Here is a 24,257-nt window from a genome sequence, read left to right on the forward strand (position 1 = left end):
GGTGGATTATAAAGTAACTCCGCGTTGCAATCCAGACATAAGCGTACGGATGCTGTTTTTATAAACAATGTATTTTCAGTCCGTTATACTGGTTCCTCTGATGTATTGTTCGGAGTAATTATGGTTAAGGACATACTGGCACCGGAGCTGCGGGTGGTGTTTTGCGGCATCAATCCGGGGCTGTCTTCCGCAGGTACAGGATTCCCCTTTGCGCACCCCGCTAATCGCTTCTGGAAGGTTATCCATCAGGCGGGATTTACCGATCGCCAGCTTAAACCTGAAGAGGCACAGCACCTACTGGACTTCCGCTGCGGCGTGACTAAGTTTGTCGACAGACCAACGGTACAAGCCAATGAAGTGAAGCTACAAGAGATGCGTAGCGGCGGTCGTCTGCTTATTGAAAAAATAGAAGAGTATCAGCCAGCCGCGCTCGCTATCCTTGGGAAACAGGCATTTGAGCAGGGGCTTAGCCAGCGTGGGGCGCAGTGGGGAAAACAGACGCTGACCATTGGCGCGACGCAAATATGGGTATTGCCGAATCCCAGCGGATTAAGCCGGATCACGCTGGATAAATTGGTGGAGGCGTATCGGGAAGTGAATGATGCCTTGCTCAGGCGGGGACTATAAAGAAAAACGCCACCTTGCGGTGGCGTTTATGCTTATGCGGCGAGATTAATCGTCCAGGAAGCTACGCAGTACTTCAGAGCGGCTCGGGTGGCGCAGTTTACGCAGCGCCTTCGCTTCGATCTGACGGATACGTTCGCGGGTAACGTCGAACTGTTTACCCACTTCTTCCAGCGTGTGGTCGGTGTTCATATCGATACCGAAACGCATACGCAGAACTTTCGCTTCACGGGCGGTCAGGCCAGCCAGAACGTCGTGCGTTGCGGCACGCAGGCTCTCGGTGGTTGCAGAGTCCAGCGGCAGCTCGAGGGTGGTATCCTCGATGAAATCACCCAGATGCGAATCTTCATCGTCGCCGATCGGCGTTTCCATGGAGATAGGTTCTTTAGCAATTTTCAGCACTTTACGGATCTTGTCTTCCGGCATCAGCATGCGCTCAGCCAGTTCTTCTGGCGTCGGCTCGCGGCCCATCTCTTGCAGCATCTGACGGGAGATACGGTTGAGCTTGTTGATAGTCTCAATCATATGTACCGGGATACGGATGGTACGCGCCTGATCCGCGATCGAACGGGTGATCGCCTGACGGATCCACCAGGTTGCATAGGTGGAGAACTTGTAACCACGACGGTATTCAAACTTATCAACCGCTTTCATCAGACCGATGTTACCTTCCTGAATCAGATCCAGGAACTGCAGGCCACGGTTGGTGTATTTTTTAGCGATAGAGATAACCAGACGTAAGTTCGCTTCAACCATCTCTTTTTTCGCACGACGTGCTTTCGCTTCACCGATGGACATGCGACGGTTGATATCTTTAACCTGCTCGATGGTCAGGCCGGTTTCTTCTTCAATCTGCTGCAGTTTCTGCAGGCCGCGGTGAACGTCATCTGCAACATCGTGCAGTTTTTCAGACCACGGTTTGTTCATCGCGATTGCCGCGTTGAACCAGGTTTCGCTGGTTTCATTGCCAGTAAACAGGGTGATGAAGTTTTTCTTCGGCATTTTGCACTGCTCAACGCAGAGCTTCATGATCAGACGTTCCTGAGTACGCACGCGGTCCATCATGACGCGCATGCTGTTTACCAGGTAGTCGAACTGCTTCGGCACCAGGCGGAACTGTTTGAACACTTCGGACAGCTTCTGAATTTCTTCCTGCGCGGCAGCATGGCTGCGGCCTTTCGCTTTGATGGTGTCGCGAGTGATTTCGTACTGAGTACGCAGTTCACCGAATTTTTCACGCGCTAACTCAGGGTCGATGCTGTTGTCATCATCGCTGCTGTCGTCGTCGCCATCTTCTTCATCTTCGTCTTCATCGTCATCCATCTCTTCCTGAGAGAGTTCAGAACCGACGTGGGTCGCCGTTGGCGCCATGTCTTCTTCTGCATTTGGATCGACAAAGCCTGTGATCAGATCGGAAAGACGTGCTTCTTCAGCTTCTACGCGATCGTACTGCTCAAGCAGGTAGGTGATAGCTTCCGGGTATTCGGCAACGGAGCATTGAACCTGGTTAATCCCGTCTTCGATGCGTTTAGCGATGTCGATTTCGCCTTCGCGGGTTAACAGTTCAACGGTACCCATTTCACGCATGTACATGCGGACCGGGTCAGTCGTACGACCGATTTCGGACTCAACGCTGGACAGAACCTGGGCAGCCGCTTCTTCCGCGTCTTCATCGGTGCTGTTGGAGGTTTCAGCAAGCAGCAGATCATCGGCATCAGGTGCTTCTTCCATCACCTGAATACCCATGTCATTGATCATTTGGATGATGTCTTCGATTTGATCTGAATCGACGATATCTTCCGGCAGATGGTCATTGACCTCGGCATAGGTCAGATAGCCTTGCTCCTTACCACGTTGGACAAGAAGCTTCAGCTGTGACTGCGGGTTTTGCTCCATAAGACGGTATCCACACTTAATTCGTTTGATTGGTGTTGGGCGGTAAAACCGCCAACGGCAAAACGAGGGCATACTTATATTTTGCCGCTGCCTCTCCGTGCGGCTGTCGGGGGCTTCCCGATCGATATTCGGCAGTTAAGCCGTTAAATACTTCATCTTTCACGTTGTCTCTGCGTTAGCTGCGTTCGTTACTCGGCTCATCCTGAGCCTCGCCCCTTACGGGGCCGCCGCAAGCAGCGTTCAAATCCGCTCCCGGCGGATTTGTCATCCTGGTCATGTACTTATGTACACTCCCAGGCGTTCGTTCACTTGCTGCCTTGATACAACGCGAATGATTTTGTCTTTGTTTTGTCTTTCTCTTATTTCTTGGCCAGTTCCTGGTTCAGTGTCCAGAGTTCCCGGCGTTCTTCGCTGCTTAAACCGTGTGTGCGCTCACGAGCTATCAACTCTTCCTGGCGCAGTTCAAGCATCGAATCAAACATATGGTTGAGTGAGTCGGTGAAGGTTTTTTCCGCGATATCTTTATCTGCTATATCGTCCCACATCGACAGTTTTTCAAGGGTCGCAGCATCATTTGTGCCACGATAGTGTTCTAAAAGTTGCCCGGTGGTCAGACCTGGCTGAGCCAGACAAGTGTTGACCAGTTCTCTGAATAAGCCAAGTCCAGGCAGCTTATTACTATCCAGTGCGCCTAACGGTGGAACCAGCGGGGCGAGGCCCGGGTTCTGTACCAGCAGCCCTATAAGTATACGCATGGTCGTACGTTTTAGCTGTGGAACAGGGCGGGAAGCCCCATTTTCTGCCAGTTTAGGCATTAAACGTTCAAGCTGGCTGTCATCCAGAATGCCGAGCTTGTTTCCCAACTCCTGTCGCAGGTAAATGCGCAACGTTTCGCCTGGTACCTGAGTAATCAGCGGTAATGCCAGCGTACTGAGCTGTGCGCGTCCGTCCGGGGTACTCAAATCCACCTGCGGCAGCAGGCTGTTAAATAAAAACGCGGAGAGCGGCAGCGCCTGCTCCATCCGGGCTTCAAAGGCCTCTTTCCCTTCTTTACGCACCAGCGTATCGGGGTCTTCGCCGTCAGGTAAAAACATGAAGCGTAGCTGGCGTCCGTCTGTCATATAGGGCAGTGCGGTTTCCAGCGCGCGCCATGCTGCGTCACGTCCTGCTCGGTCGCCGTCGTAACAGCAAATTACGTTGTTCGTCGCGCGGAACAACAGTTGGATGTGATCGGCAGTAGTTGACGTCCCTAGGGATGCAACGGCGTAGTTAATGCCGTATTGCGCCAGCGCCACCACATCCATATAGCCTTCTACCACTAACAGGCGCTGTGGATCGGCGTTATCCTGCTGGGCTTCATAAAGGCCATACAGCTGGCGACCTTTATGGAAAATATCGGTTTCCGGGGAGTTCAGATATTTCGGCAGGGCATCGCCCAGCACGCGTCCACCAAAACCAATGACCCGACCACGTTTGTCGCGAATGGGGAACATCACCCGTTCGCGGAAGCGATCGTAACTGCGTCCCTGATCGTTGGTGACCAACATCCCCGCATCGACCAGCGATTTGCGATTCTCAGCATTGCCGCCAAACCGTTTCAGGACGTTGTCCCAGCCGGGGGGCGCAAAACCAATAGCAAAACGGGTGATCACGTCGCTACTTAATCCTCGCTTTTCCAGGTACTGGCGCGCAGGGGTAGCGGCGGGCTGCATCAAAGACTGTTGATAAAAAGTGTTCAGGCCGTCCATCAATTGATAAAGGCTTTGCCGTTGATGGCGCTCTATCTGACTGGGGCCACTGCCTGCTTCATAGGGCACTTCAAGGTTGTGCATTGCGGCCAGTTCTTCGACGGTTTCCACAAACTCGAGCTTGTCGTAGTTCATGAGAAAGTCGACGGCGTTGCCATGCGCGCCACACCCAAAGCAGTGATAAAACTGTTTTTCACCGTTTACGGTGAAAGAGGGGGTTTTTTCGTTATGGAACGGACAGCACGCGTGATAATTTTTGCCCTGCTTTTTCAGCTTTACCCGCGCGTCGATGAGATCGACGATGTCGGTTCTTGCCAGCAGGTCATTGATAAAAACGCGAGGAATTCGTCCAGCCATAAGCCCCTGTTTTTTGATGACTCATATACACAAAATCATTCAGGATGCATCAAGGCGGCAAGGAAGCGAATCCTCAGGAGCGTACAGCAGTACGTGACTGGGGTGAGCGACTGCAGCCAACACTGAGGCAGCTTGAATGATGACGTGTATAAACGAAAATAAGCCGCGCATTCCTTCCGGAAGCACGGCCTTACAACTACAACTCAGTCTGAATTGAGAGCTTTGGCTCTCAATGGATTAGTACAGACGAGTACGGCGTGCGTTTTCGCGAGCCAGTTTCTTCGCGTGACGTTTCACAGCAGAAGCTTTAGCGCGCTTACGTTCGGTAGTCGGTTTTTCATAGAACTCACGACGACGAACTTCCGCCAGAACACCTGCTTTTTCGCATGAACGCTTGAAGCGACGCAGTGCTACGTCGAACGGCTCGTTTTCACGTACTTTAATTACCGGCATGTAACTCTCACCTTTAATAAATTCGGTTTGCCGCTGGCATCAACGCCAGCTTATTTCAAAATGGTGCGGAATTTTACTGCAATTGCTGCTGCTTTGTAAAGCACCGACGCGATTTTGAAAGGGACTTTTATAAGGACAAGGAGTATACACGAGCCGAACTCCTGGGGCGAACAAAGTTTTACATCAACCCGCATTGGTCCTACACTGCGCGGTAATAGAGCGAGGTAAAACAAGTCATGCGTGTACTGGGTATTGAAACATCCTGCGATGAAACCGGCATCGCCATTTACGACGATGAAAAAGGTCTTTTAGCCAACCAATTGTATAGTCAGGTGAAATTACATGCTGACTACGGCGGCGTAGTGCCTGAACTGGCCTCGCGCGATCACGTACGTAAAACCGTACCGTTGATCCAGGCCGCGCTGAAAGAAGCGGGACTGACGGCAAAAGAGATCGATGCGGTGGCGTATACCGCAGGTCCTGGTCTGGTTGGTGCGCTGCTGGTTGGCGCAACCGTAGGACGTTCGCTGGCGTTCGCCTGGGGCGTACCGGCAATTCCTGTGCACCACATGGAAGGGCATCTGCTGGCGCCAATGCTGGAAGATAATCCCCCTGCGTTCCCGTTCGTCGCGCTGCTGGTTTCCGGCGGTCACACGCAGATGATCAGCGTCACCGGTATCGGTCAGTATGAATTGCTGGGCGAATCGATTGATGATGCTGCCGGTGAAGCGTTCGACAAAACCGCCAAGCTGCTGGGGCTGGATTATCCTGGTGGCCCAATGCTGTCAAAGCTGGCATCACAAGGCGTTGAAAAACGTTTTGTCTTCCCGCGTCCGATGACTGACCGTCCGGGGCTGGATTTCAGCTTCTCCGGCCTGAAAACCTTCGCTGCGAATACCATTCGTAATAACGAAAATGACGATCAGACCCGCGCTGATATCGCCCGTGCGTTTGAAGACGCGGTAGTTGATACGCTGATGATCAAGTGCAAACGCGCGCTGGATCAAACCGGTTTTAAACGTCTGGTGATGGCGGGGGGCGTGAGTGCGAACCGTACGCTGCGCGCAAAGCTGGCTGAGATGATGCAAAAACGTCGTGGCGAAGTGTTTTACGCGCGTCCGGAATTTTGTACCGATAACGGGGCGATGATCGCCTACGCGGGCATGGTGCGCTTTAAAGCGGGTGCAACGGCGGATCTTGGCGTGACCGTGCGTCCACGCTGGCCGCTGGCGGAATTACCGGCAGCATAAGTTTTTTTGCCCGGTGGCGCTGCGTTTACCGGGCTTACAAAACCGTAGGCCGGGTCAGGCGAATCCGCCGCCCGGCGATAGCTCTCACTACATCCGCAACATTCCTTTCTCTTCCAGAAACGCGATAATTTTTTCCAGGCCTTCTCCAGATTTTAAATTACTAAACGTCCATGGACGCTCGCCGCGCATGCGCAAGGTATCGCGCTCCATCACCTCCAGCGATGCGCCGACGTAAGGGGCCAGATCGGTTTTATTGATCACCAGAAAATCGGATTTGGTGATCCCCGGACCACCTTTACGCGGGATCTTCTCGCCTTCAGCAACATCGATCACATAGATCGTCAGATCCGCGAGTTCCGGGCTGAAGGTGGCGCTCAGGTTATCGCCGCCGCTTTCCACAAAAATCAGATCCAGATTGCCGAATTTCTCGCTCAGCGCTTCTACGGCGGCCAGATTCATCGACGCATCTTCGCGGATGGCGGTATGCGGGCAGCCACCGGTTTCCACGCCGACGATCCTCTCTGGCTCCAGTGCGCCCGCCTCGGTGAGAATGCGCTGATCTTCTTTGGTGTAGATATCGTTGGTCACCACCGCCAATTGATAGCTGCTGCGCATGGCTTTGCATAACGCTTCCAGTAGCGCCGTTTTGCCCGAGCCAACCGGGCCGCCAACGCCCACACGCAGGGGATGCTTGTAGTTACTCATTTTTTCTCCTCAGGAGCGGAATAATCGGGAATATTGAGTTTCATGCCGGGCAGACGCGATAGCGGCCAACGGCGTTGCGGAGCCGAGGCTGGTGTCAGGACACGTCAGCGCCTGTGCCAAACCCTGCGCATAGCGATCGCAGAGCGCAATAATCAAACGCTGGGCCGCCTGTTGTCCAAAAGGAACCAGCTTTACGCCAGCCATGACAGCGCTCTCAATCCAGCTGTAGCCGAGGCTTAACGCCAGCTCCATCAGCGGAATTTTCCAGCGCACGCCCAGCCAGGCCATGCCGCAGAGTTGGCTGTCGACAAAGAGGGTGCGCCATTCTCGCGAGCAATCCGACTCCCAGTCGGTGACCAGCCGCGTAAACGCCGCACCCCGACTGCGTTCTTCATCCCGCAGTTCGCGGGTTTCGCGACAGGCCAGCAGGTAAGCGCTCCAGCGGCGTGCTGCGTCGAGATCGTCCAGCTCGCAGGCGCGATACAGTCTCGCCAGCAGCGGTAGGTCAACGGTAAAAAAGTTTTGCTCCATCTGCTGGATTTGCCAGTCAGAGAAGTCATCGACGCTTTTCACCCAGCCGATTTCTACCGCCCACTCCAGCCCCTGAGACCAGGTAAACGATCCTACCGGGAGACTGCTGCTGGCGAGCTGCATCAGGCGCAGCTGTTGGGTGCTATGCATCAGTGCGCATGACCATGGTGATGCCCGTGTGACTCGCTCGCATAGGCACCCGCTTCCGGCTCAAACGGCAACTGGGCGAATGTCACCTCAAGGTTGAACTGGCGCAGCATGTCGTCCAGCACATGATCGTGATGGTAACGCAGCTCATCCGGCAGGATTTGCAGCGGAACGTGGCGATTACCGAGGTGATAACAGGCTTTGGCGAGCAGGAAAGGATCGGCGCAGCGCACCACGGAAACCGACTCCGGTGCGGCGATCACTTCGATCACTTCGCTGCCATCGTCGGTACTTAGCAGATCGCCACCGCGCAGCAGCAAACCACGCGGTAGCATTAGCCCGGCTTCGCGACCGTCGTTCAGTGCTACCCTGGCGCGACTTTTTACCCGGATATCAATGGGCAGCGTGACGCTTGCAGTAACGCGGTGAGCGTGGTCAAGGCGTTGGGTCAGATAGATCATCGTCACTCCTCAAAACAGAAAATAGCGTTGCGCCATCGGCAAAACATCTGCCGGTTCGCTGGTGATAAGTTCGCCATCAATACGCACCTCGTAAGTCTGAGCATCGACGGTGATATTGGGTTGCAGGCCGTTGTGGATCATGTCGACCTTTTTCACTGTCCGACAGCCTTTGACGACGGCGATAGCGCTTTGCAGATTGAGCTGCTGCGGGATGTTTTGCGCGTCAGCGGCCTGCGAAATAAAGGTCAGCCGGGTGTGGTGCCGCGCCGCGCCAAGCGCGCCGAACATCATGCGGTAATGCACCGGCTGCGGGGTGGGGATCGAAGCGTTGATATCGCCCATTGGCGCGCAGGCGATCATCCCGCCCTTGACGACCGTCGCCGGTTTTACGCCAAAAAAGGCGGGCGACCACAGCACCAGATCGGCCAGTTTGCCAGGCTCAACGGAGCCGACTTCATGGGCGATACCGTGGGTTAATGCCGGGTTGATGGTGTATTTGGCGACGTAGCGTTTAACGCGCAGGTTGTCGTTGTCACCGGTTTCTTCTGCCAACGGGCCACGCTGAACCTTCATGCGGTGCGCCACCTGCCAGGTACGCAGGATCACTTCGCCAACGCGCCCCATCGCCTGTGAATCGGACGAGGTCAGGGAAAACGCGCCAATGTCATGCAGCACATCTTCGGCAGCGATTGTTTCCCGGCGAATGCGGGATTCGGCAAAGGCCACGTCTTCGGCGATATCCGGGTCGAGGTGGTGGCAAACCATCAGCATGTCGAGATGCTCGTCGATAGTGTTGACGGTATAGGGCAGCGTCGGATTCGTGGAAGAGGGCAGAATATTCGGATGCGCGCAGGCGGTGATGATATCCGGCGCATGGCCGCCGCCCGCGCCTTCAGTGTGAAAAGTATGAATGGTGCGATCGCCAATCGCCGCCAGCGTATCTTCAACGAAACCGGACTCGTTGAGCGTGTCGCTGTGCAGCGCGACCTGGATGTCCATTTCGTCGGCCACGGTTAGCGCGCAGTCGATAGCGGCAGGCGTGGCGCCCCAGTCTTCATGGATTTTCAGGCCAATTGCGCCCGCGCTGATTTGCTCGCGCAAGGCGTCTGGGTTTGAGCCATTGCCTTTGCCCAGCAAACCGATGTTAACCGGTAACGTGTCTGCCGCCTGCAGCATGCGCGCGATATACCACGGGCCCGGCGTGCAGGTGGTGGCGTGAGTGCCTGCTGCCGGACCGGTGCCGCCGCCGATCATCGTCGTCACGCCAGAAACCAGCGCCTCCTGCGCCTGCTGTGGGCAAATCCAGTGAATATGCGTATCCACGCCGCCCGCGGTGACGATCTTACCTTCTCCAGCGATGACTTCAGTTCCTACGCCTATCGGGATCGTGACGTTGGGTTGAATATCGGGATTACCTGCTTTGCCGATGGCGAAGATCCTGCCGTTTTTGATGCCGATATCCGCTTTCACGATCCCCCAGTGATCGACGATCAGCGCGTTGGTTATCACCAGATCCACGCATGCATCGGCGCGCATTTGTCCCTGGCCCATGCCGTCGCGGATCACTTTTCCGCCGCCGAATTTGACCTCTTCGCCGTAGGTGGTGAAGTCTTGTTCCACCTCGATCCACAGGTCGGTATCCGCCAGGCGCACTTTATCGCCAGTGGTTGGGCCAAACATGTCGGCGTACGCCTGCCGGGAAATGTCACTCATTATCAGCCTCCAGTGCGCCCATCACTTCGCTGCGAAAACCCACGATCCTTTGTGCACCAGCAACGCGCACCAGTTCGACTTCGCGTTTTTGTCCCGGCTCAAAACGCACCGCTGTGCCCGCAGCAATGTTCAGACGAAAACCGCGTGCAGCCAGCCTGTCAAAGCGCAGCGCCGGATTCACTTCGTAAAAGTGATAGTGCGATCCCACCTGGATGGGTCTGTCGCCATGATTTTCCACCACGATCGTGCAGATCTCCCGCCCTTGATTAAGCGCAATATTGCCTTTTGCGATCTGATATTCACCTGGGATCATTGCTGCTCCTTAGACGATCGGATTGTGGACGGTGACAAGCTTCGATCCGTCCGGAAATGTGGCTTCAACCTGAATATCCGGGATCATCTCCGGTACGCCTTCCATCACCTGATCGCGGCGCAGGACGTGACGCCCGTCTTCCATCAGCGCGGCCACGGTTTGCCCGTCCCGCGCCCCTTCCATGATGAAAGCACTAATTAGCGCCACCGATTCCGGGTAGTTTAACTTCAGCCCGCGGGCCAGGCGACGTTCCGCCACCAGCGCAGCGGTAAACAGCAACAGCTTGTCTTTTTCTCTGGGAGTCAGTTCCATTAGGGTTCTCTTAGGTTTGCCAGATTCGCGGGAGTACGGGCGCTTTATGTGTCAGCAGCGGGCGCAGAAATTGCCAGATGTCGCGCATAACGCGCTGGACAACCAGGTTGTCGTTAGCAAGAAAACGGATTGTCAGCAACGAATCGTTAAGCGTTGCCCCGGCGTAATCGCCAAGCGGAGTCAGCCGTTCGCGCACGCCTTCCAGCATCTCTTCATTTGCCGGATAGCACAGCAACGTGCCGACCCAGGGATGATGTGCGACGCCGCTCAGATTCCCCTCCTGCAACTGCAAGCGTTCTATCAGCAGTGGCTGCCCATCTCGCCATACTTCCAGGCGGTTTTGCAGCGTGCCGTAACTGAAGGTCTCCTGCATAACCGGTCGGCCAAGACACAGCAGATCCCAGGCCAGCAGGCGGCTTGCGGATGTCAGATGAAAGACGGTCTGAATAGCGGCGTTGGCGCCGGGAAAGAGGATCGTATCCTGCGGCAACCACTCCAGCGTCGCGTGAGGAGTGAGGGTAAAATGCTGGCGCAGTAATGCCTGCGGTCCACGGCTGCGGTAAAACTTTCCCGCGCCAGGCTGGGTGATTAACGCGTGGCTGTTTTCGTCGAGCGTTACGGCGATATGGAGCTCATCCCCGCCGACGATCCCCGCCGGTGGATGAAGTAAATAGAGATGGCAGACGTCCTCTTCCGGGTAAAACGGGCGTTGAACCGTCAATGGACCATGATGACGCGCCGAGGCGAGCACCGTTTTGTTCCCGGTGCAGGTAAAATGCAGATCCAGTTCGGCCTGCCAGCCCCGTGTGAGTGTCTCGTGCGCAACCGTGTCCAGAGCGTTTCCCCTATCAGCATGAGGGTGTTTGCATACAAAAAAGTATGCCTCAGCGCATCGGGAAATCGATCATATGAGAAGCTTATGGATAAAGGGGCGACAATACGCCGCCCCACCAGGGTTTTACAGTAAAACGAGGGGCATCCAGACCAGACCGGTAATCACCAGTAGCACGAGGAAAATCAGGCCAAAAATAGCACCGAGTCGCCAGTAATCCACCGTTGGTAAATAGCCGCTGCCGTAGTAGATAGGGCTAGGGCCGGTGGCGTACGGGGTCAGAATGCTGCCCAGACCAATGGCGGCGCCGACCATCAGGCAGAAGACCGGTAGCGGGATTTCCGGCATTGCCAGCGCGGCGGCAATCATCATCGGTGCGAGGGCGGAGGTATACGCCGTGGCGCTGGCAAAGAAGTAGCGCAGCAGATAGAACACCACGATAAGCGCCACCATCACCATCATCGGCGAATAACCGCTCAGCCCATTTGCCAGCAGCTTGCCGAACCAGGTAATAAAACCGGTGTTATTGAGCCCGGTGGCCAGCGTGATCAGCGAGGCCAGCCAGAAAAAGACGTTCCATGCGGCTTTATTGCTGACGATGTCATCCCAGCTAATGATGCGCAGCACCAGCATCAACGCCACCACGCTGTATCCGACCATCGCAGCGTCAATATAATCGCCGCCGAAGATCCACAGCACCAGCGCGCCGACCATCAGCACCAGCATCTTTTTCTCGCGAGCGCAGAGCGGTCCCATCGCTTTTAGTTCGGTATCCGCCCAGCGTGGAACCTGATCACCGGATTTCAGCACCGGTGGATACAACACGTACGCCAGCCACGGCACAATCAGCACCAGCAAAATGCTCAGCGGCAGCATGCCTAAGAACCAGTCACCCCAGCTCAGCGCGGTGTGGGACGCGCCTTTCATCAGACCGATCAACAGCAGGTTCGGCGCCATTGCCGTTAAGAAAATGGCGCTGGTAACGCAGTCAGCGACAATGCCCATCCACATGATGTACGAGCCAATAGAGCGTGAACTGGCGCTATTGGGTTGTGAGTTATACAGCGGCGGCAGGTTGCGGATAATCGGGTAGATTATTCCGGCCCCACGGGCGGAGTTGGAAGGTGTGACGGGAGCGAGGATAAGTTCGGAGAACATCACCGCATAGCCGAGAAACAGCGTCCTATGCCCCATCTTTTTCACCAGCATCAGCGCGATTCGCCGACCGAGTCCGGTTTTCTCATAGCCAGTACCAAACATAAAGGCCGCGAAGATCAGCCAGATGACCGAGTTTGAAAAGCCAGATACCGCCCAAGACAGCGATTTGGCGGTAAATTTAAAACCGTCCTGCGCGAGTTGCTCCGGGCTGAACAGCAGCCACGGTGAAAGGACGGCGATGATCGAAATGCCAATCATCGCCACTACCGCGCCCGGTAAAGGTTCCAGAATAAGCCCGACAATCACACCGGTAAAGACGGCAAAATAGAGCCAGGTGTGGCTCTCAAGACCGGTGGGGACGGGTAGAACAGCAATAATGGCGATGACCACCAGCGGAGCCAGGTATCGCCACCAACCAGCTAAAGGTGCCATTGTTGTATCCCTACGAAAGGGGAGAGGCGTAGCGCCTCTCCGGGAGGGTTATTTGATGTAATGCACGTGCTCGCAGATTTCATCGACGATAGGGTCGCGACGTTCAGCGAACAGCTTTTTGTTTTCAGCGATCAGGTTATTGCCGTGGGTATCGATGGAAACGATCAGCGGGCCGAACTCTTTTACCCGACACACCCACAGGGACTCCGGCATGCCGAGTTCCGTCCAGTGCACCTCTTCGATCTCCTCAACCTGGGTTGCCGCCACGACTGCGCAGCCTGCCGGGAAGATGACGTGCAGCGCTTTAAACTGCTTGCAGCCTTCTTCCGTCAGCGGTCCCATGCCGCCCTTGCCGACCACCAGTTTGACGCCGGTCTGCTCGATAAAGTCTTTCTCAAACGCTTCCATACGCATGCTGGTGGTTGGGCCGACGGAAACCATTTCCCATTTTTCACCGTTCTTACGTACGATCGGGCCCGCGTGGAAAATGGCTTTGCCGTTCAGGTCATAAGGAATCGGGCGCTTCAGTTCGATCAGGCGGCGGTGGCAAACGTCACGGCAGGTCACCAGCGTACCGGTCAGGTAAATGACATCGCCAACGCGAATGTCTGCCAGATCTTCGGCTTTGATCGGGGTTGTGAGGATCTTTTTCATAACGCGCTCCGGGTGTGAGACAGGTTTTCGAAGGAGAGGTCAGCATGAACCAACAGCGTGCCGCGACGGTGGGCCCAGCAGCCAGTAGAGACGGCAACGCCGATAGTCGACGGGTGGCGCGCGGCGGATTCGATATGCACGCCCATCACCGAGCTATTACCGGTCAATCCTTGCGGACCAATGCCCAGACGGTTAAGTCCTTCTTCCAGACGCAGTTCCAGTTCGGCCGCTTTCGGATTCGGATGACGTGAGCCGATAGGGCGCAGCACCGCTTTACGAGAAAGAACGGCGGCGGTTTCTACGGAGGTGGCAATACCTACGCCCACCAGCACTGGCGGACAGGCGTTGACTGCCAGCGTGGAGATATTTTCAAAAACAAATTTCACCACACCTTCGTAGCCCTCAGAAGGCATTAACACTTTCGAGCGTCCCGGCAGCGTACAGCCGCCGCCTGCCATGTAGACTTCGATTTCCGCGTCATCGTTATCAGGGATGATGTCCCAGGTGACCCACGGCACACCGGTACCTGTATTTTTGCCGGTATTCACTTCGTCAAAAATCTCGACCGCGTTATGGCGCAGCGGCGCTTTTACCGTGGCGTCTTCAACGGCCTGCTTCAGAATGCTTTGCAGTTCGCCGAGGAGCGGAAAACGGGAACCGACCTTCACGAAGAACATAATCTCGCCGGTGTCCTGACAGGCTGGGCGGTTCAGGTCGATAGCTTTCTGCATGTTGTCAAACATGGTGTGGTAGATGATTTTACCCATCGGCGAGGTTTCGCCTTCACGCAGCTGTTTTAATTTATCCACGACGTCATCGGGCATGCGGGTAGAAATCATGGCGGTAAAATCAGCGACAATGTTCGTCAGCGTATTTATCGCATTTTGGTTATTTTGATTGCTCATCTTGTTAACTCCAGTTCTTTTATTTATCTGGAAATAAATTCTCCGCCACAAACTACCACTAAAAATGTGGATTAATATTATTTGCCACTGTGAATATCTAATTAACAGTTCGTGAATGATGTCCGGATAAGGCAATAAAAATTGCGCAAAGGCAGGGTTTAAGACGCATGAGAGAATTACACTGCGGTGAACAACATTACGGATAGACCGATCATGCTGAACACGTATCCCCTTGCGAAAGACCTGCAGGTGTTGGTTGAAATTGTGCATAGCGGCAGCTTCAGCGCCGCCGCCGCGACGCTGGGGCAAACGCCGGCGTTTGTGACAAAACGCATTCAGATCCTAGAGTCCACGCTTGGGACGACGCTGCTAAGCCGCTCTGCGCGTGGTGTAGCGCTCACGGAGAGTGGTCAACGTTGCTATGAACATGCGCAGGCGATCCTCGCGGGCTATCAGCATCTGGTCGATGACGTCACGCAACTCAAAACGCGCCCGGCAGGGATGATTCGTATCGGCTGTAGTTTTGGCTTTGGGCGCAGTTATATTGCACCGGCAATTACCGAACTGATGCATAGCTACCCTGAATTACAGGTGCATTTTGAGCTTTACGATCGGCAAATTGATTTGGCGCAGGATAATATCGATTTAGATATTCGTATTAATGACGAGATACCGGATTATTATATTGCGCATTTGTTAACGAAAAACAAAAGAATATTGTGTGCGGCCCCACCGTATTTACAAAAATACGGTGAGCCGATGACGTTACAGGAATTAAGTCGTCATGATTGTCTGGTCACCAAAGAACGCGATATGACTCACGGGGTGTGGGAACTGGACAATGGTCAGGAGAAAAAGTCGGTCAAGGTGGCGGGACATCTTTCCTCTAACAGCGGTGAGATTGTGTTGCAGTGGGCGCTACAGGGAAAAGGGATCATGCTGCGTTCTGAATGGGATGTGCAGCCGTTTCTGGCCAGCGGTGAACTGGTGCGTGTGCTGCCGGACTATGCGCAGAGCGCTAATATCTGGGCGGTTTATCAGGAGCCGCTGTGTCGCAGCGTGAAGCTGCGCGTGTGCGTGGAATTTCTGGCGACGTGGTGTCAGAACCGATTAGGCAAACCGGTGGAGGGGTATCACATCCCCCACGCCGGATAAGACGCCGTTGCGTCGCTATCCGACAATAAATTCACTCGGGGTCTCGTTCGCGTTTTTTCTTCAGTTTGGTCCAGATCTTCGGCTCCTGACGACGCCACAGACGCTGAATGTTGTCATGGTGACGTAGCAGAATTAAGCACGACAGCATGGACACCGGAAAAGTGAACTGGGGATTGAACCACCAGACGTAAAAAGGGGCGATCAACGCGCTGACGATAGCGCCTAACGACGAGTAGCCGCTCAACAGGACGGTCAGCAGCCAGGTCCCTGCCATCACGCCAGTTAAGTCCCAACCAATCGGCGCAATCGCGCCAAAGGCTGTGGCAACGCCTTTCCCACCTTTAAAGCCGAAGAACACCGGCCAAATGTGGCCCAGACAGGCGGCGATTGCGATCAATCCCAGCCAGAAGGGGCTGACGCCTAGCGCATAGGCACCCCAGACGGGTAACATACCTTTCAGGACGTCGAAAATCAGTACCGCGACGGCGGCTCCCTTGCCACCGATGCGCAGCACGTTTGTCGCGCCCGGATTCCCAGAGCCGCTGTCGCGCGGGTCCGGCAATCCAGCAAGGCGGCATACCAGAATAGCACTGGAAATTGAGCCACAGAGGTACGCGAAGATAATCATTCCAGGCGCGATTGCACTCATAAGCTGTTCCGTTTTGAAAATGTCGTGTAAAACGCTACTTCTGTGGATAATACGCATATTTCGCCGGAAGTGGTATCCGGGTTAGCCAAAAAGCAGGCAGGTCGTGATGGATATTGTATTTATAGAGCAACTTTCTGTAATCACCACTATTGGTGTTTACGACTGGGAACAAACGATCGAACAACGGTTGGTGTTCGATATCGAAATGGCATGGGATAACCGCAAATCGGCTAAAAGCGATGATGTGGCTGATTGCCTGAGCTATGCTGATATTGCTCAAACGGTTGTTAATCATGTGGAAGGTGGGCGCTTTGCGCTGGTAGAACGGGTTGCGGAAGAGGTGGCAGATCTCCTGCTTAGCCGCTTTAATTCTCCCTGGGTACGGATCAAACTCAGTAAACCTGGCGCGGTAGCCCGTGCGGCGAACGTCGGGGTTATCATTGAGCGTGGCAATAATCTGAAAGAAAATAATTAATTTAATAATTTCTAAAACAAACGGGTATAAAAGGGTCCTTTCGTCGGCTCTTTTTTGCCGTGGTTTCTCTATCTAGGGGTTTATTAATGAGTGATATGCACTCGCTGCTGGTGGCGGCAATTTTGGGTGTGGTCGAAGGATTGACGGAATTTTTACCCGTTTCCAGTACCGGCCATATGATTATTGTTGGCCACCTGTTGGGTTTTGAGGGTGACACTGCAAAAACATTCGAAGTGGTTATCCAGTTAGGTTCTATCCTGGCAGTTGTGGTGATGTTCTGGCGACGTCTGTTTGGCCTGATCGGCATACACTTCGGCAAGGCTCCGCATGAAGGCACTGGCAAAGGTCGACTGACGCTGGGACATATCCTGTTGGGGATGATTCCAGCCGTGGTACTGGGGCTAATCTTCCACGACACCATCAAATCGCTGTTTAACCCGATCAACGTGATGTATGCGCTGGTGGTGGGTGGTGTACTGTTGATTGCCGCAGAATGCCTGAAGCCGAAAGAACCGCGTGCGCCGGGGCTGGATGATATGACCTATCGCCAGGCGTTTATGATTGGCTGTTTCCAGTGTCTGGCGCTGTGGCCGGGTTTTTCTCGCTCCGGGGCGACGATTTCTGGCGGCATGCTGATGGGCGTGAGTCGTTACGCGGCCTCTGAATTCTCCTTCCTGCTGGCCGTGCCGATGATGATGGGCGCGACGGCGCTGGATCTCTACAAGAGCTGGTCTTTCCTCAGCGCATCAGATATCCCGATGTTTGCAGTCGGATTTGTGACGGCGTTTATCGTGGCGCTGGTGGCGATCAAAACCTTCCTGCAACTGATTAAACGCATCTCGTTTATTCCGTTTGCGATTTACCGCTTTATTGTGGCGGCTGCCGTTTACGTCGTGTTCTTCTGATGACTTACCGTGGTGCCGGATGGCGGCGTTCTGCCTTATCCGGCCTACGGGTTATATCTGTTTCGAACCTGTAGGCCGGATAAGCACAGCGCATTCGGCAACGCAGTGTCTAAGCTTTCGGGCAACGCTGCTCCTTCCAACTGGCTACCGCCGCGATGCGACGTCGGGTCAGTTCTTCACGAATTGCCTGACCTTTGAATCCAGCTTCAACCACGTCTTTCGTTGGCACCGCCTGCGCAACCTGCCAGGCTTCGCGCAACAGCCTGCCTTGCGGATAATCTGCCGCTTCAAAACCGGTTCGCCCACGCACATCGGCCTCGCTGGTGAGGGCGATTTGCTCCACGCGCTGCGGTTTGCGCCAGGCATCGATGGAATCAAACAGCTTAACGATGGTTTTCGGCTGCAGGATCGGGAAGGTATGAATGAGGTCGTGGAACTCGGAAACCAGTTTGGCTAAATCACGGATGTCATTCGGCACGCGCAGGCGCTGGCACAGTTGTTCGACAAGCTTAACACCTGCCGGACCGTGGCCATGATGGCGCGGCCACAGCGCTTTAGGCGTCAATGCCTTGCCAAGATCGTGGCACAGCGTAGCAAAACGCACGTCGACTTCCGGACTTAACATGGCTGCCATCGACAGCGTCATCAGCGTGTGAATGCCGGTGTCGATTTCCGGATGCCACTGTGCGGGGGCTGGAACGCCAAACAAAGCATCCACTTCCGGAAACAGGACGCGCAGTGCGTCGCAGTCGCGCAGGACCTGGAAAAATACCTGTGGGTTACGGGTGGTTAATGCGCCTTCGGTTTCTTTCCACACCCTCTCTGGTGTCAGATGCTCCAGTTCACCAGCGGTGGTCATGTCACGCATCAGCGTCATGGTTTCGTCAGCGATACGAAAACCGAGGTGCGCATAGCGGGCAGCAAAGCGCGCCACGCGCAGCACGCGCAGCGGATCTTCGCTAAAGGCAGATGAAACATGGCGCAGCAGACGGTTTTCCAGATCGTCGCGTCCGTTATACGGGTCGATAATCTCCCCGTCGTCATCGCGGGCGATTGCGTTGATGGTCAGGTCACGACGCTGAAGATCGGCCTCCAGCGTGACATCTGCGGCGGCATAGCAGGTGAACCCGGTATACCCCGAGCCTGACTTACGTTCGGTACGCGCCAGCGCATACTCTTCGCGGGTTTGCGGATGCAGAAACACGGGAAAATCGCGGCCTACCTGCTGGTAGCCCGCGTCGAGCATCTCTTGCGGCGTGGCGCCAACAACAACCCAATCTTTATCTTTAATCGGTAGCCCTAATAACGCATCCCGAACAGCACCACCGACCAGATAAATCTTCACGCCACTTTCCTTTTGAAAACTATGATCCCTTAATCATATGTCAGTGTGGCGGAGAAGGCGATTCAGTTCATCCAGCGATCTTTGCGTTTACGGCTTGGGATCATGTGTGGCAGAACCAGGCCGAGCAGCAGACCAAGACCCAACACGCCGCCACCGTACATAAACCACTGCATGATGATGGTGCGCTGTTTGTCATCAAGCTGAAGGTTGGCTGCGCTGACCTTCTTTTGCGCCACGATAAGCTCGTTTTTCAGCTTCTGGTTTTCTTGTTTCAGTCCGTCGATCACGCTGTCGCTTTGCGCGACCTTTTGCTGCATATCGGCGGTGCGCTGGTTCCACGTGGTATCGATATTATTGAGCTTATCGGTCAAGGTCTTAACCTGGTTTTCCAGGTCGGGAACGCGGGTACGCAGGCTCGGCGTACTGTTCAGCTCTTTCAGCGGGATCCAGGCGGTACGACCGGTGCTGTCTTTCACCTGGCCGTAGTTAGTGTTGGCATCGGTCTGTAATAGCGTGACTTCCTCGCCGGCGTTAACCGTACCCACGAGGCGATAATTATCTCCCGGACCGCTGCGGACCCAGGTGTTCAGTTCGTCAGAGACATAGCGCTTTTCTTCGGCATGAGAGACTGCAGTGGCGCTAAGTGCGAGTAAAGTTAATCCAATCAGGCGTAATTTTGGCATCAGGCTGTCGTTATTGTCATAGAAAGTGGAACGATAGTAGTGGCATCAGTGTCTCTACGCAAAGCATTCGACATCAATCGGAATCATCTGTGTCCTTTTTGCCACCACTCGAAACTTTTACGCCCGTCAAATTGCTCGTTGCATGGCAATTTGGCGCAAAATACTATCTACTGACCATAAAGAACGAACTTAGTTCGCAGTCAGTTTTCTCAACTGTGACATAACCCATAAGTACAAGACCATGGCCCAGGAAATCGAATTAAAATTTATCGTCAATAGTGACGCTGTAGATGCGCTACGTGAACGTCTGAATACGCTGGGGGGAGAGCATCATGCGCCCAGTCAGTTGCTGAATATCTACTACGAAACACCGGATGCGTGGTTGCGTGGTCACGATATGGGGCTGCGTATTCGCGGTGAAAATGGTCATTACGAAATGACCATGAAAATTGCCGGACGCGTGACGGGCGGACTGCACCAGCGGCCGGAATATAACGTTGCGCTAAACGCGCCTGAGCTGGACCTCACCTTGTTCCCAACGGAAGTCTGGCCTGACGGCGAGCTGCCTGCTGAACTTGCTTCTCAAGTGCAGCCGTTGTTTAGCACCGATTTTTACCGTGAGAAATGGTTGGTTGATGTTGATGGCAGCCGGATTGAAATGGCCCTCGATCTGGGGGAGGTGAAAGCGGGCGAGTTTGCAGAACCTATCTGTGAGCTTGAACTTGAACTGCTAAGCGGCGATACCCGTGCGGTACTGAAGCTGGCAAACCAGCTGGTTTCGCAAACTGGTTTACGCCAGGGTAGCTTGAGCAAAGCAGCGCGCGGTTATCACCTGGCTCAGGGGAATGCGCCGCGCGAACTCAAACCGACACGCATTTTGAAAGTTCCGGCGAAAGCGAGTATTGAGCAGGGGCTGGAAGCGGCGCTGGAGCTAGCATTATCACAGTGGCAGTACCATGAAGAGCTGTGGGTGCGCGGCGTTAAAGGGGCGAAAGCCGAGGTGCTGGCGGCTATGGGCCTGGTGCGTCACATTCTGATGCTGTTTGGCGGTAATGTGCCGCGAAAAGCGAGCGCTCACTTACGTGATTTGTTGACCCAGTCGGAAGCGATCATTTCGTCGGATGTTTCTGCTGTTTCGGCGGTTTACAGCACGCAAACGGCAATGGCCAAGCTGGCGCTGACCGAATGGCTGGTGACCAAAGGATGGCAGCCGTTCCTTGATGCGAAGGCGCAGGGAAAAATTGCCGACTCCTTTAAGCGTTTCTCGGATACCCATCTTTCACGCCATGCCGCTGAGCTGAAAACCGCTTTTGCGCAGCCGCTGGGCGATCAGTACGCCGATCAGCTTCCACGTTTGACGCGCAACATTGATAGCATGCTGATGCTGGCGGGATACTACGATGAAAATGTCGCATCAGAATGGATCGCCAACTGGCAGGGTTTGCGCCACGCCATTGCGGCCAACCAATATATTGAAATTGAACACTTCCGTAACGAGGCAATTGCACTGGAACCGTTCTGGCTGCACAGCGGAAAACGATAATCAGGGCCGAGGCCGGGATGCCTGATGGCGCTGCGCTTATCAGGCCTACGCGATGTGTGTAACTGTCATGTAGGCCGGATAAGGCGAAAAGACGCATCCGGCACCATTCAAAGGATAACCCGTAAATGAAGCAGCTCTCTTCACCGTTACAGCAGTACTGGCCGACCGTTGTTGAGCGGTTGCCAGCAGCAATATCTGAGTCCTCGCTTAGCGTTCAGGCGAAGTCAGTACTTACATTCAGCGATTTTGTCCGTGACAGCATTATTGCCCATCCCGAATGGCTGTCTGAGCTGGAAAGCGCTCCACCCCTGGCGGATGAATGGCAACACTATGCCGACTGGTTACAGCAAACATTGGCTGACGTTAGTGATGAAAACACGCTGATGCGTGAGTTACGCCTGTTTCGCCGTCGCATTATGGTGCGTATCGCCTGGGCACAGACGCTGTCGCTGGTGACTGAAGAGAGTATTTTGCAGCAGCTAAGCCATCTGGCTGAAACGTTGATCGTCGCCGCGCGTGACTGGTTATACGCCGCCTGCTGTCGCGAATGGGGTACGCCCTGTAATCCTGAAGGTGTGGCGCAGCCGCTGCTGATTTTAGGCATGGGGAAACTGGGTGGCGGCGAGCTGAATTTTTCCTCCGATATCGACCTGATTTTTGCCTGGCCAGAACATGGCAGCACACAGGGCGGGCGACGCGAGCTGGATAACGCCCAGTTCTTTACCCGTATGGGCCAGCGGCTCATTAAGGTATTAGATCAGCCCACAATGGATGGGTTTGTCTATCGGGTGGATATGCGTTTACGCCCGTTTGGTGACAGCGGTCCGTTGGTACTGAGCTTCTCTGCGCTGGAGGATTATTACCAGGAGCAAGGGCGCGACTGGGAACGCTATGCGATGGTCAAAGCCCGCATTATGGGCGATGCCGACGGCACTTACGTCAGCGAGCTTCGTGCCATGCTGCGGCCTTTTGTTTTCCGTCGCTATATTGATTTCAGCGTGATCCAGTCGTTGCGTAACATGAAAGGGATGATTGCGCGTGAAGTGCGCCGCCGTGGTCTGAAAGACAACATCAAGCTGGGGGCGGGCGGTATTCGCGAAATCGAATTTATCGTGCAGGTATTCCAGCTGATTCGCGGCGGACGTGAACCGTCGCTGCAATCCCGCTCGCTGTTACCGACGCTTAGCGCCATCAATGCGCTGCACCTGCTGTCTGATACCGATACGGAACAACTGCGAGCAGCCTATCTCTATTTACGCCGCCTGGAAAACCTGCTGCAAAGCATCAATGATGAACAGACCCAAACGCTGCCAGGCGATGAACTGAATCGCGCGCGGCTGGCGTGGGGGATGAACGTTGATGACTGGCAGCAATTAACTGATGTGCTTGCCAATCATATGGACAACGTACGCCGGGTATTTAACGAGCTGATTGGCGATGACGAAGCTGAAAGCCAGGAAGAGTCGCTCTCAGAACAGTGGCGCGAACTGTGGCAGGATGCATTACAGGAAGATGACACCACGCCGGTGCTGACGCATCTGGCGGATGACGATCGCCGGCGCGTGCTGTCTCTGATTGCTGATTTCCGCAAAGAGCTGGATAAACGCACCATTGGCCCACGCGGACGCCAGGTGCTGGATCATTTAATGCCGCATCTGCTGAGCGATGTCTGTACGCGTGACGACGCCTCAGTCCCGCTATCGCGCATTACCCCTCTGCTGGTGGGGATCGTTACCCGTACGACCTATCTGGAACTGCTGAGCGAATTCCCCGGGGCGCTGAAGCATCTGATTTCGCTCTGTGCGGCCTCGCCGATGGTCGCCAGCCAGCTGGCGCGGTATCCGCTGTTGCTCGATGAACTGCTGGATCCGAACACCCTGTATCAACCTACCGCGACGGATGCTTACCGTGATGAGCTGCGCCAGTATTTGCTGCGCGTGCCGGAAGATGACGAAGAGCAGCAACTTGAGGCTCTGCGCCAGTTTAAGCAAACGCAGCTACTGCGTATTGCCGCGGCCGATATCGCCGGTACACTGCCGGTGATGAAGGTGAGCGATCATTTAACCTGGCTGGCGGAAGCTATTATTGATGCGGTAGTCCAGCAGGCGTGGACGCAGATGGTCGCGCGCTACGGTCAACCCACTCATCTTAGCGAACGCGAGGGGCGTGGTTTTGCCGTCGTCGGCTATGGCAAACTGGGCGGTTGGGAGTTGGGTTACAGCTCGGATCTCGATTTGATCTTCCTGCATGACTGTCCGATGGACGTGATGACGGACGGTGAGCGTGAGATTGACGGGCGACAGTTCTATCTGCGTCTGGCGCAGCGCATTATGCACCTCTTTAGTACCCGTACTTCGTCCGGTATTTTGTACGAAGTGGATGCGCGTTTGCGTCCGTCAGGAGCGGCGGGGATGCTGGTGACATCAGCTGACGCTTTTGCCGATTATCAGCGTAACGAAGCCTGGACATGGGAGCATCAGGCTCTGGTGCGTGCTCGCGTAGTGTACGGCGACCCGCAGTTGACCTCTCAGTTTGATGCGATTCGTCGCGATATCATGACCCTCGTCCGTGATGGGAAAACTTTGCAGACCGAGGTGCGCGAAATGCGTGAGAAAATGCGTGCCCATTTGGGTAATAAGCATCGTGATCGTTTTGATATCAAAGCGGATGAAGGCGGCATCACAGATATTGAGTTTATTACGCAGTATCTGGTGCTGCGCTATGCGCATGAAAAACCGAAGCTGACGCGCTGGTCGGATAACGTGCGCATTCTGGAATTACTGGCGCAAAACGACATTATGGACGAGCAGGAAGCGCTGGCGCTTACCCGTGCTTATACGACGTTGCGTGATGAACTTCATCATCTTGCGTTGCAGGAACTTCCAGGCCATGTGGCGCTGGAGCACTTTGACGCTGAACGTACGCTGGTGCGTGACAGCTGGCGGAAGTGGCTGGTTGCCGAGTGAAGTGTGCTATTATCGCGCGCAAATTTTAAGACCCTCAGAGAATCT

At 54.7% G+C, this 24,257-nt stretch carries 23 protein-coding genes; 7 read left to right on the top strand and 16 right to left on the bottom strand.

Translation table 11 applies throughout. The annotated features are described in order from the left end of the window. Positions 1–120: 120 nt before the first annotated feature. Positions 121–627 (top strand): G/U mismatch-specific DNA glycosylase, encoded by a 507-nt coding sequence (gene mug, locus JQN59_RS03210; protein ID WP_071446141.1) that lies wholly within the window; start codon positions 121–123, stop codon positions 625–627. Between the two features lie 45 nt (positions 628–672). On the opposite strand, the gene rpoD is transcribed toward mug, so the two are convergent. The 3 genes from rpoD to rpsU all read right to left on the bottom strand — a co-directional run bounded on the left by rpoD (position 673) and on the right by rpsU (position 5,078). Further along, on the bottom strand, positions 673–2,520 hold the full coding sequence (rpoD, locus tag JQN59_RS03215) for an RNA polymerase sigma factor RpoD (RefSeq protein ID WP_003024699.1): 1,848 nt from the start codon (positions 2,518–2,520) through the stop codon (positions 673–675). Between the two features lie 359 nt (positions 2,521–2,879). Further along, positions 2,880–4,625 (bottom strand): DNA primase, encoded by a 1,746-nt coding sequence (gene dnaG, locus JQN59_RS03220; RefSeq protein WP_003828467.1) that lies wholly within the window; start codon positions 4,623–4,625, stop codon positions 2,880–2,882. 237 nt (positions 4,626–4,862) lie between these two features. Next, on the bottom strand, positions 4,863–5,078 hold the full coding sequence (gene rpsU / locus JQN59_RS03225) for a 30S ribosomal protein S21 (protein WP_001144069.1): 216 nt from the start codon (positions 5,076–5,078) through the stop codon (positions 4,863–4,865). Positions 5,079–5,314: 236 nt separating this feature from the next. Between rpsU and tsaD the strand changes: the two genes are divergently transcribed. Further along, positions 5,315–6,328 carry a tRNA (adenosine(37)-N6)-threonylcarbamoyltransferase complex transferase subunit TsaD gene (gene tsaD, locus JQN59_RS03230; protein ID WP_149608039.1) on the top strand — a complete coding sequence of 338 codons (1,014 nt, stop codon included), beginning with the start codon at positions 5,315–5,317 and terminating at the stop codon, positions 6,326–6,328. A gap of 87 nt (positions 6,329–6,415) precedes the next feature. On the opposite strand, the gene ureG is transcribed toward tsaD, so the two are convergent. The 10 genes from ureG to ttdA form a co-directional block, all read right to left on the bottom strand. Further along, positions 6,416–7,033, bottom strand: coding sequence for an urease accessory protein UreG (ureG, locus tag JQN59_RS03235; protein ID WP_003828463.1), 618 nt, complete (start codon positions 7,031–7,033; stop codon positions 6,416–6,418). 9 nt (positions 7,034–7,042) lie between these two features. After that, entirely contained in the window at positions 7,043–7,714 is a 672-nt protein-coding gene (locus JQN59_RS03240; protein WP_149608038.1) for an urease accessory protein UreF, read from the bottom strand. Then, on the bottom strand, positions 7,714–8,172 hold the full coding sequence (gene ureE / locus JQN59_RS03245; protein ID WP_048215518.1) for an urease accessory protein UreE: 459 nt from the start codon (positions 8,170–8,172) through the stop codon (positions 7,714–7,716). The genes JQN59_RS03240 and ureE overlap by 1 nt, the downstream gene beginning before the upstream one ends. Positions 8,173–8,181: 9 nt before the next feature. After that, positions 8,182–9,885 (bottom strand): urease subunit alpha, encoded by a 1,704-nt coding sequence (gene ureC / locus JQN59_RS03250; protein ID WP_149608037.1) that lies wholly within the window; start codon positions 9,883–9,885, stop codon positions 8,182–8,184. Continuing rightward, the gene (locus JQN59_RS03255) at positions 9,878–10,198 is read right to left on the bottom strand and encodes an urease subunit beta (protein WP_003828455.1); all 321 of its coding nucleotides are present in this window, start codon (positions 10,196–10,198) and stop codon (positions 9,878–9,880) included. The genes ureC and JQN59_RS03255 overlap by 8 nt, the downstream gene beginning before the upstream one ends. 9 nt (positions 10,199–10,207) lie before the next feature. Then, positions 10,208–10,510, bottom strand: a complete 303-nt coding sequence (locus tag JQN59_RS03260; RefSeq protein WP_003024678.1) for an urease subunit gamma — start codon at positions 10,508–10,510, stop codon at positions 10,208–10,210. A 10-nt stretch (positions 10,511–10,520) separates the two neighbouring features. Then, on the bottom strand, positions 10,521–11,345 hold the full coding sequence (locus JQN59_RS03265) for an urease accessory protein UreD (RefSeq protein WP_204528205.1): 825 nt from the start codon (positions 11,343–11,345) through the stop codon (positions 10,521–10,523). A gap of 123 nt (positions 11,346–11,468) precedes the next feature. Beyond that, positions 11,469–12,932, bottom strand: coding sequence for an anion permease (locus JQN59_RS03270; RefSeq protein ID WP_149608036.1), 1,464 nt, complete (start codon positions 12,930–12,932; stop codon positions 11,469–11,471). Positions 12,933–12,980: 48 nt separating this feature from the next. Next, on the bottom strand, positions 12,981–13,586 hold the full coding sequence (gene ttdB / locus JQN59_RS03275) for a L(+)-tartrate dehydratase subunit beta (RefSeq protein ID WP_003828447.1): 606 nt from the start codon (positions 13,584–13,586) through the stop codon (positions 12,981–12,983). Beyond that, positions 13,583–14,491 carry a L(+)-tartrate dehydratase subunit alpha gene (gene ttdA, locus JQN59_RS03280; RefSeq protein ID WP_003828445.1) on the bottom strand — a complete coding sequence of 303 codons (909 nt, stop codon included), beginning with the start codon at positions 14,489–14,491 and terminating at the stop codon, positions 13,583–13,585. The genes ttdB and ttdA overlap by 4 nt, the downstream gene beginning before the upstream one ends. A gap of 213 nt (positions 14,492–14,704) precedes the next feature. Here ttdA and ttdR point away from each other — a divergent pair, with 213 nt between their 5' ends. Beyond that, entirely contained in the window at positions 14,705–15,646 is a 942-nt protein-coding gene (gene ttdR, locus JQN59_RS03285; RefSeq protein ID WP_149608035.1) for an L-tartrate utilization transcriptional activator TtdR, read from the top strand. Positions 15,647–15,677: 31 nt separating this feature from the next. Here ttdR and plsY read toward each other — a convergent pair whose 3' ends face one another. Then, positions 15,678–16,295, bottom strand: a complete 618-nt coding sequence (gene plsY, locus JQN59_RS03290; protein ID WP_003828443.1) for a glycerol-3-phosphate 1-O-acyltransferase PlsY — start codon at positions 16,293–16,295, stop codon at positions 15,678–15,680. Between the two features lie 106 nt (positions 16,296–16,401). Between plsY and folB the strand changes: the two genes are divergently transcribed. Beyond that, positions 16,402–16,770: a bifunctional dihydroneopterin aldolase/7,8-dihydroneopterin epimerase gene (gene folB, locus JQN59_RS03295; RefSeq protein WP_003024659.1), complete on the top strand. Its 369-nt coding sequence runs from the start codon at positions 16,402–16,404 to the stop codon at positions 16,768–16,770. An 86-nt stretch (positions 16,771–16,856) separates the two neighbouring features. After that, positions 16,857–17,675, top strand: coding sequence for an undecaprenyl-diphosphate phosphatase (gene bacA / locus JQN59_RS03300; protein WP_003828439.1), 819 nt, complete (start codon positions 16,857–16,859; stop codon positions 17,673–17,675). Positions 17,676–17,784: 109 nt separating this feature from the next. On the opposite strand, the gene JQN59_RS03305 is transcribed toward bacA, so the two are convergent. Together JQN59_RS03305 and JQN59_RS03310 are read right to left on the bottom strand one after the other, a co-directional pair. After that, complete coding sequence (locus JQN59_RS03305; protein WP_048215522.1) at positions 17,785–19,020, bottom strand: multifunctional CCA addition/repair protein; 1,236 nt, start codon at positions 19,018–19,020, stop codon at positions 17,785–17,787. Positions 19,021–19,082: 62 nt separating this feature from the next. Then, positions 19,083–19,703, bottom strand: coding sequence for a TIGR04211 family SH3 domain-containing protein (locus tag JQN59_RS03310; protein ID WP_003828434.1), 621 nt, complete (start codon positions 19,701–19,703; stop codon positions 19,083–19,085). 241 nt (positions 19,704–19,944) lie between these two features. Between JQN59_RS03310 and JQN59_RS03315 the strand changes: the two genes are divergently transcribed. Beyond that, a complete protein-coding gene (locus JQN59_RS03315) occupies positions 19,945–21,246 on the top strand; it encodes a CYTH domain-containing protein (RefSeq protein ID WP_048215523.1) in 1,302 nt (433 codons plus the stop codon). A gap of 125 nt (positions 21,247–21,371) precedes the next feature. Then, on the top strand, positions 21,372–24,212 hold the full coding sequence (gene glnE, locus JQN59_RS03320; protein WP_149608034.1) for a bifunctional [glutamate--ammonia ligase]-adenylyl-L-tyrosine phosphorylase/[glutamate--ammonia-ligase] adenylyltransferase: 2,841 nt from the start codon (positions 21,372–21,374) through the stop codon (positions 24,210–24,212). Positions 24,213–24,257 lie beyond the last annotated feature (45 nt).

It is taken from the genome of Citrobacter sp. B72, assembly GCF_016894305.1.
Lineage (GTDB): Bacteria > Pseudomonadota > Gammaproteobacteria > Enterobacterales > Enterobacteriaceae > Citrobacter > Citrobacter portucalensis.

Coding starts and splice junctions, on each gene's coding strand:
- JQN59_RS03315 (WP_048215523.1), top strand. CDS start 19,945: ATGGCCCAGGAAATCGAATTAAAATTTATCGTCAATAGTGACGCTGTA.
- JQN59_RS03260 (WP_003024678.1), bottom strand. CDS start 10,510: ATGGAACTGACTCCCAGAGAAAAAGACAAGCTGTTGCTGTTTACCGCT.
- ttdA (WP_003828445.1), bottom strand. CDS start 14,491: ATGAGCAATCAAAATAACCAAAATGCGATAAATACGCTGACGAACATT.
- JQN59_RS03240 (WP_149608038.1), bottom strand. CDS start 7,714: ATGCATAGCACCCAACAGCTGCGCCTGATGCAGCTCGCCAGCAGCAGT.
- tsaD (WP_149608039.1), top strand. CDS start 5,315: ATGCGTGTACTGGGTATTGAAACATCCTGCGATGAAACCGGCATCGCC.
- rpoD (WP_003024699.1), bottom strand. CDS start 2,520: ATGGAGCAAAACCCGCAGTCACAGCTGAAGCTTCTTGTCCAACGTGGT.
- ttdB (WP_003828447.1), bottom strand. CDS start 13,586: ATGAAAAAGATCCTCACAACCCCGATCAAAGCCGAAGATCTGGCAGAC.
- bacA (WP_003828439.1), top strand. CDS start 16,857: ATGAGTGATATGCACTCGCTGCTGGTGGCGGCAATTTTGGGTGTGGTC.
- ttdR (WP_149608035.1), top strand. CDS start 14,705: ATGCTGAACACGTATCCCCTTGCGAAAGACCTGCAGGTGTTGGTTGAA.
- dnaG (WP_003828467.1), bottom strand. CDS start 4,625: ATGGCTGGACGAATTCCTCGCGTTTTTATCAATGACCTGCTGGCAAGA.
- ureC (WP_149608037.1), bottom strand. CDS start 9,885: ATGAGTGACATTTCCCGGCAGGCGTACGCCGACATGTTTGGCCCAACC.
- folB (WP_003024659.1), top strand. CDS start 16,402: ATGGATATTGTATTTATAGAGCAACTTTCTGTAATCACCACTATTGGT.
- mug (WP_071446141.1), top strand. CDS start 121: ATGGTTAAGGACATACTGGCACCGGAGCTGCGGGTGGTGTTTTGCGGC.
- JQN59_RS03270 (WP_149608036.1), bottom strand. CDS start 12,932: ATGGCACCTTTAGCTGGTTGGTGGCGATACCTGGCTCCGCTGGTGGTC.
- plsY (WP_003828443.1), bottom strand. CDS start 16,295: ATGAGTGCAATCGCGCCTGGAATGATTATCTTCGCGTACCTCTGTGGC.
- ureE (WP_048215518.1), bottom strand. CDS start 8,172: ATGATCTATCTGACCCAACGCCTTGACCACGCTCACCGCGTTACTGCA.
- JQN59_RS03310 (WP_003828434.1), bottom strand. CDS start 19,703: ATGCCAAAATTACGCCTGATTGGATTAACTTTACTCGCACTTAGCGCC.
- glnE (WP_149608034.1), top strand. CDS start 21,372: ATGAAGCAGCTCTCTTCACCGTTACAGCAGTACTGGCCGACCGTTGTT.
- ureG (WP_003828463.1), bottom strand. CDS start 7,033: ATGAGTAACTACAAGCATCCCCTGCGTGTGGGCGTTGGCGGCCCGGTT.
- JQN59_RS03255 (WP_003828455.1), bottom strand. CDS start 10,198: ATGATCCCAGGTGAATATCAGATCGCAAAAGGCAATATTGCGCTTAAT.
- rpsU (WP_001144069.1), bottom strand. CDS start 5,078: ATGCCGGTAATTAAAGTACGTGAAAACGAGCCGTTCGACGTAGCACTG.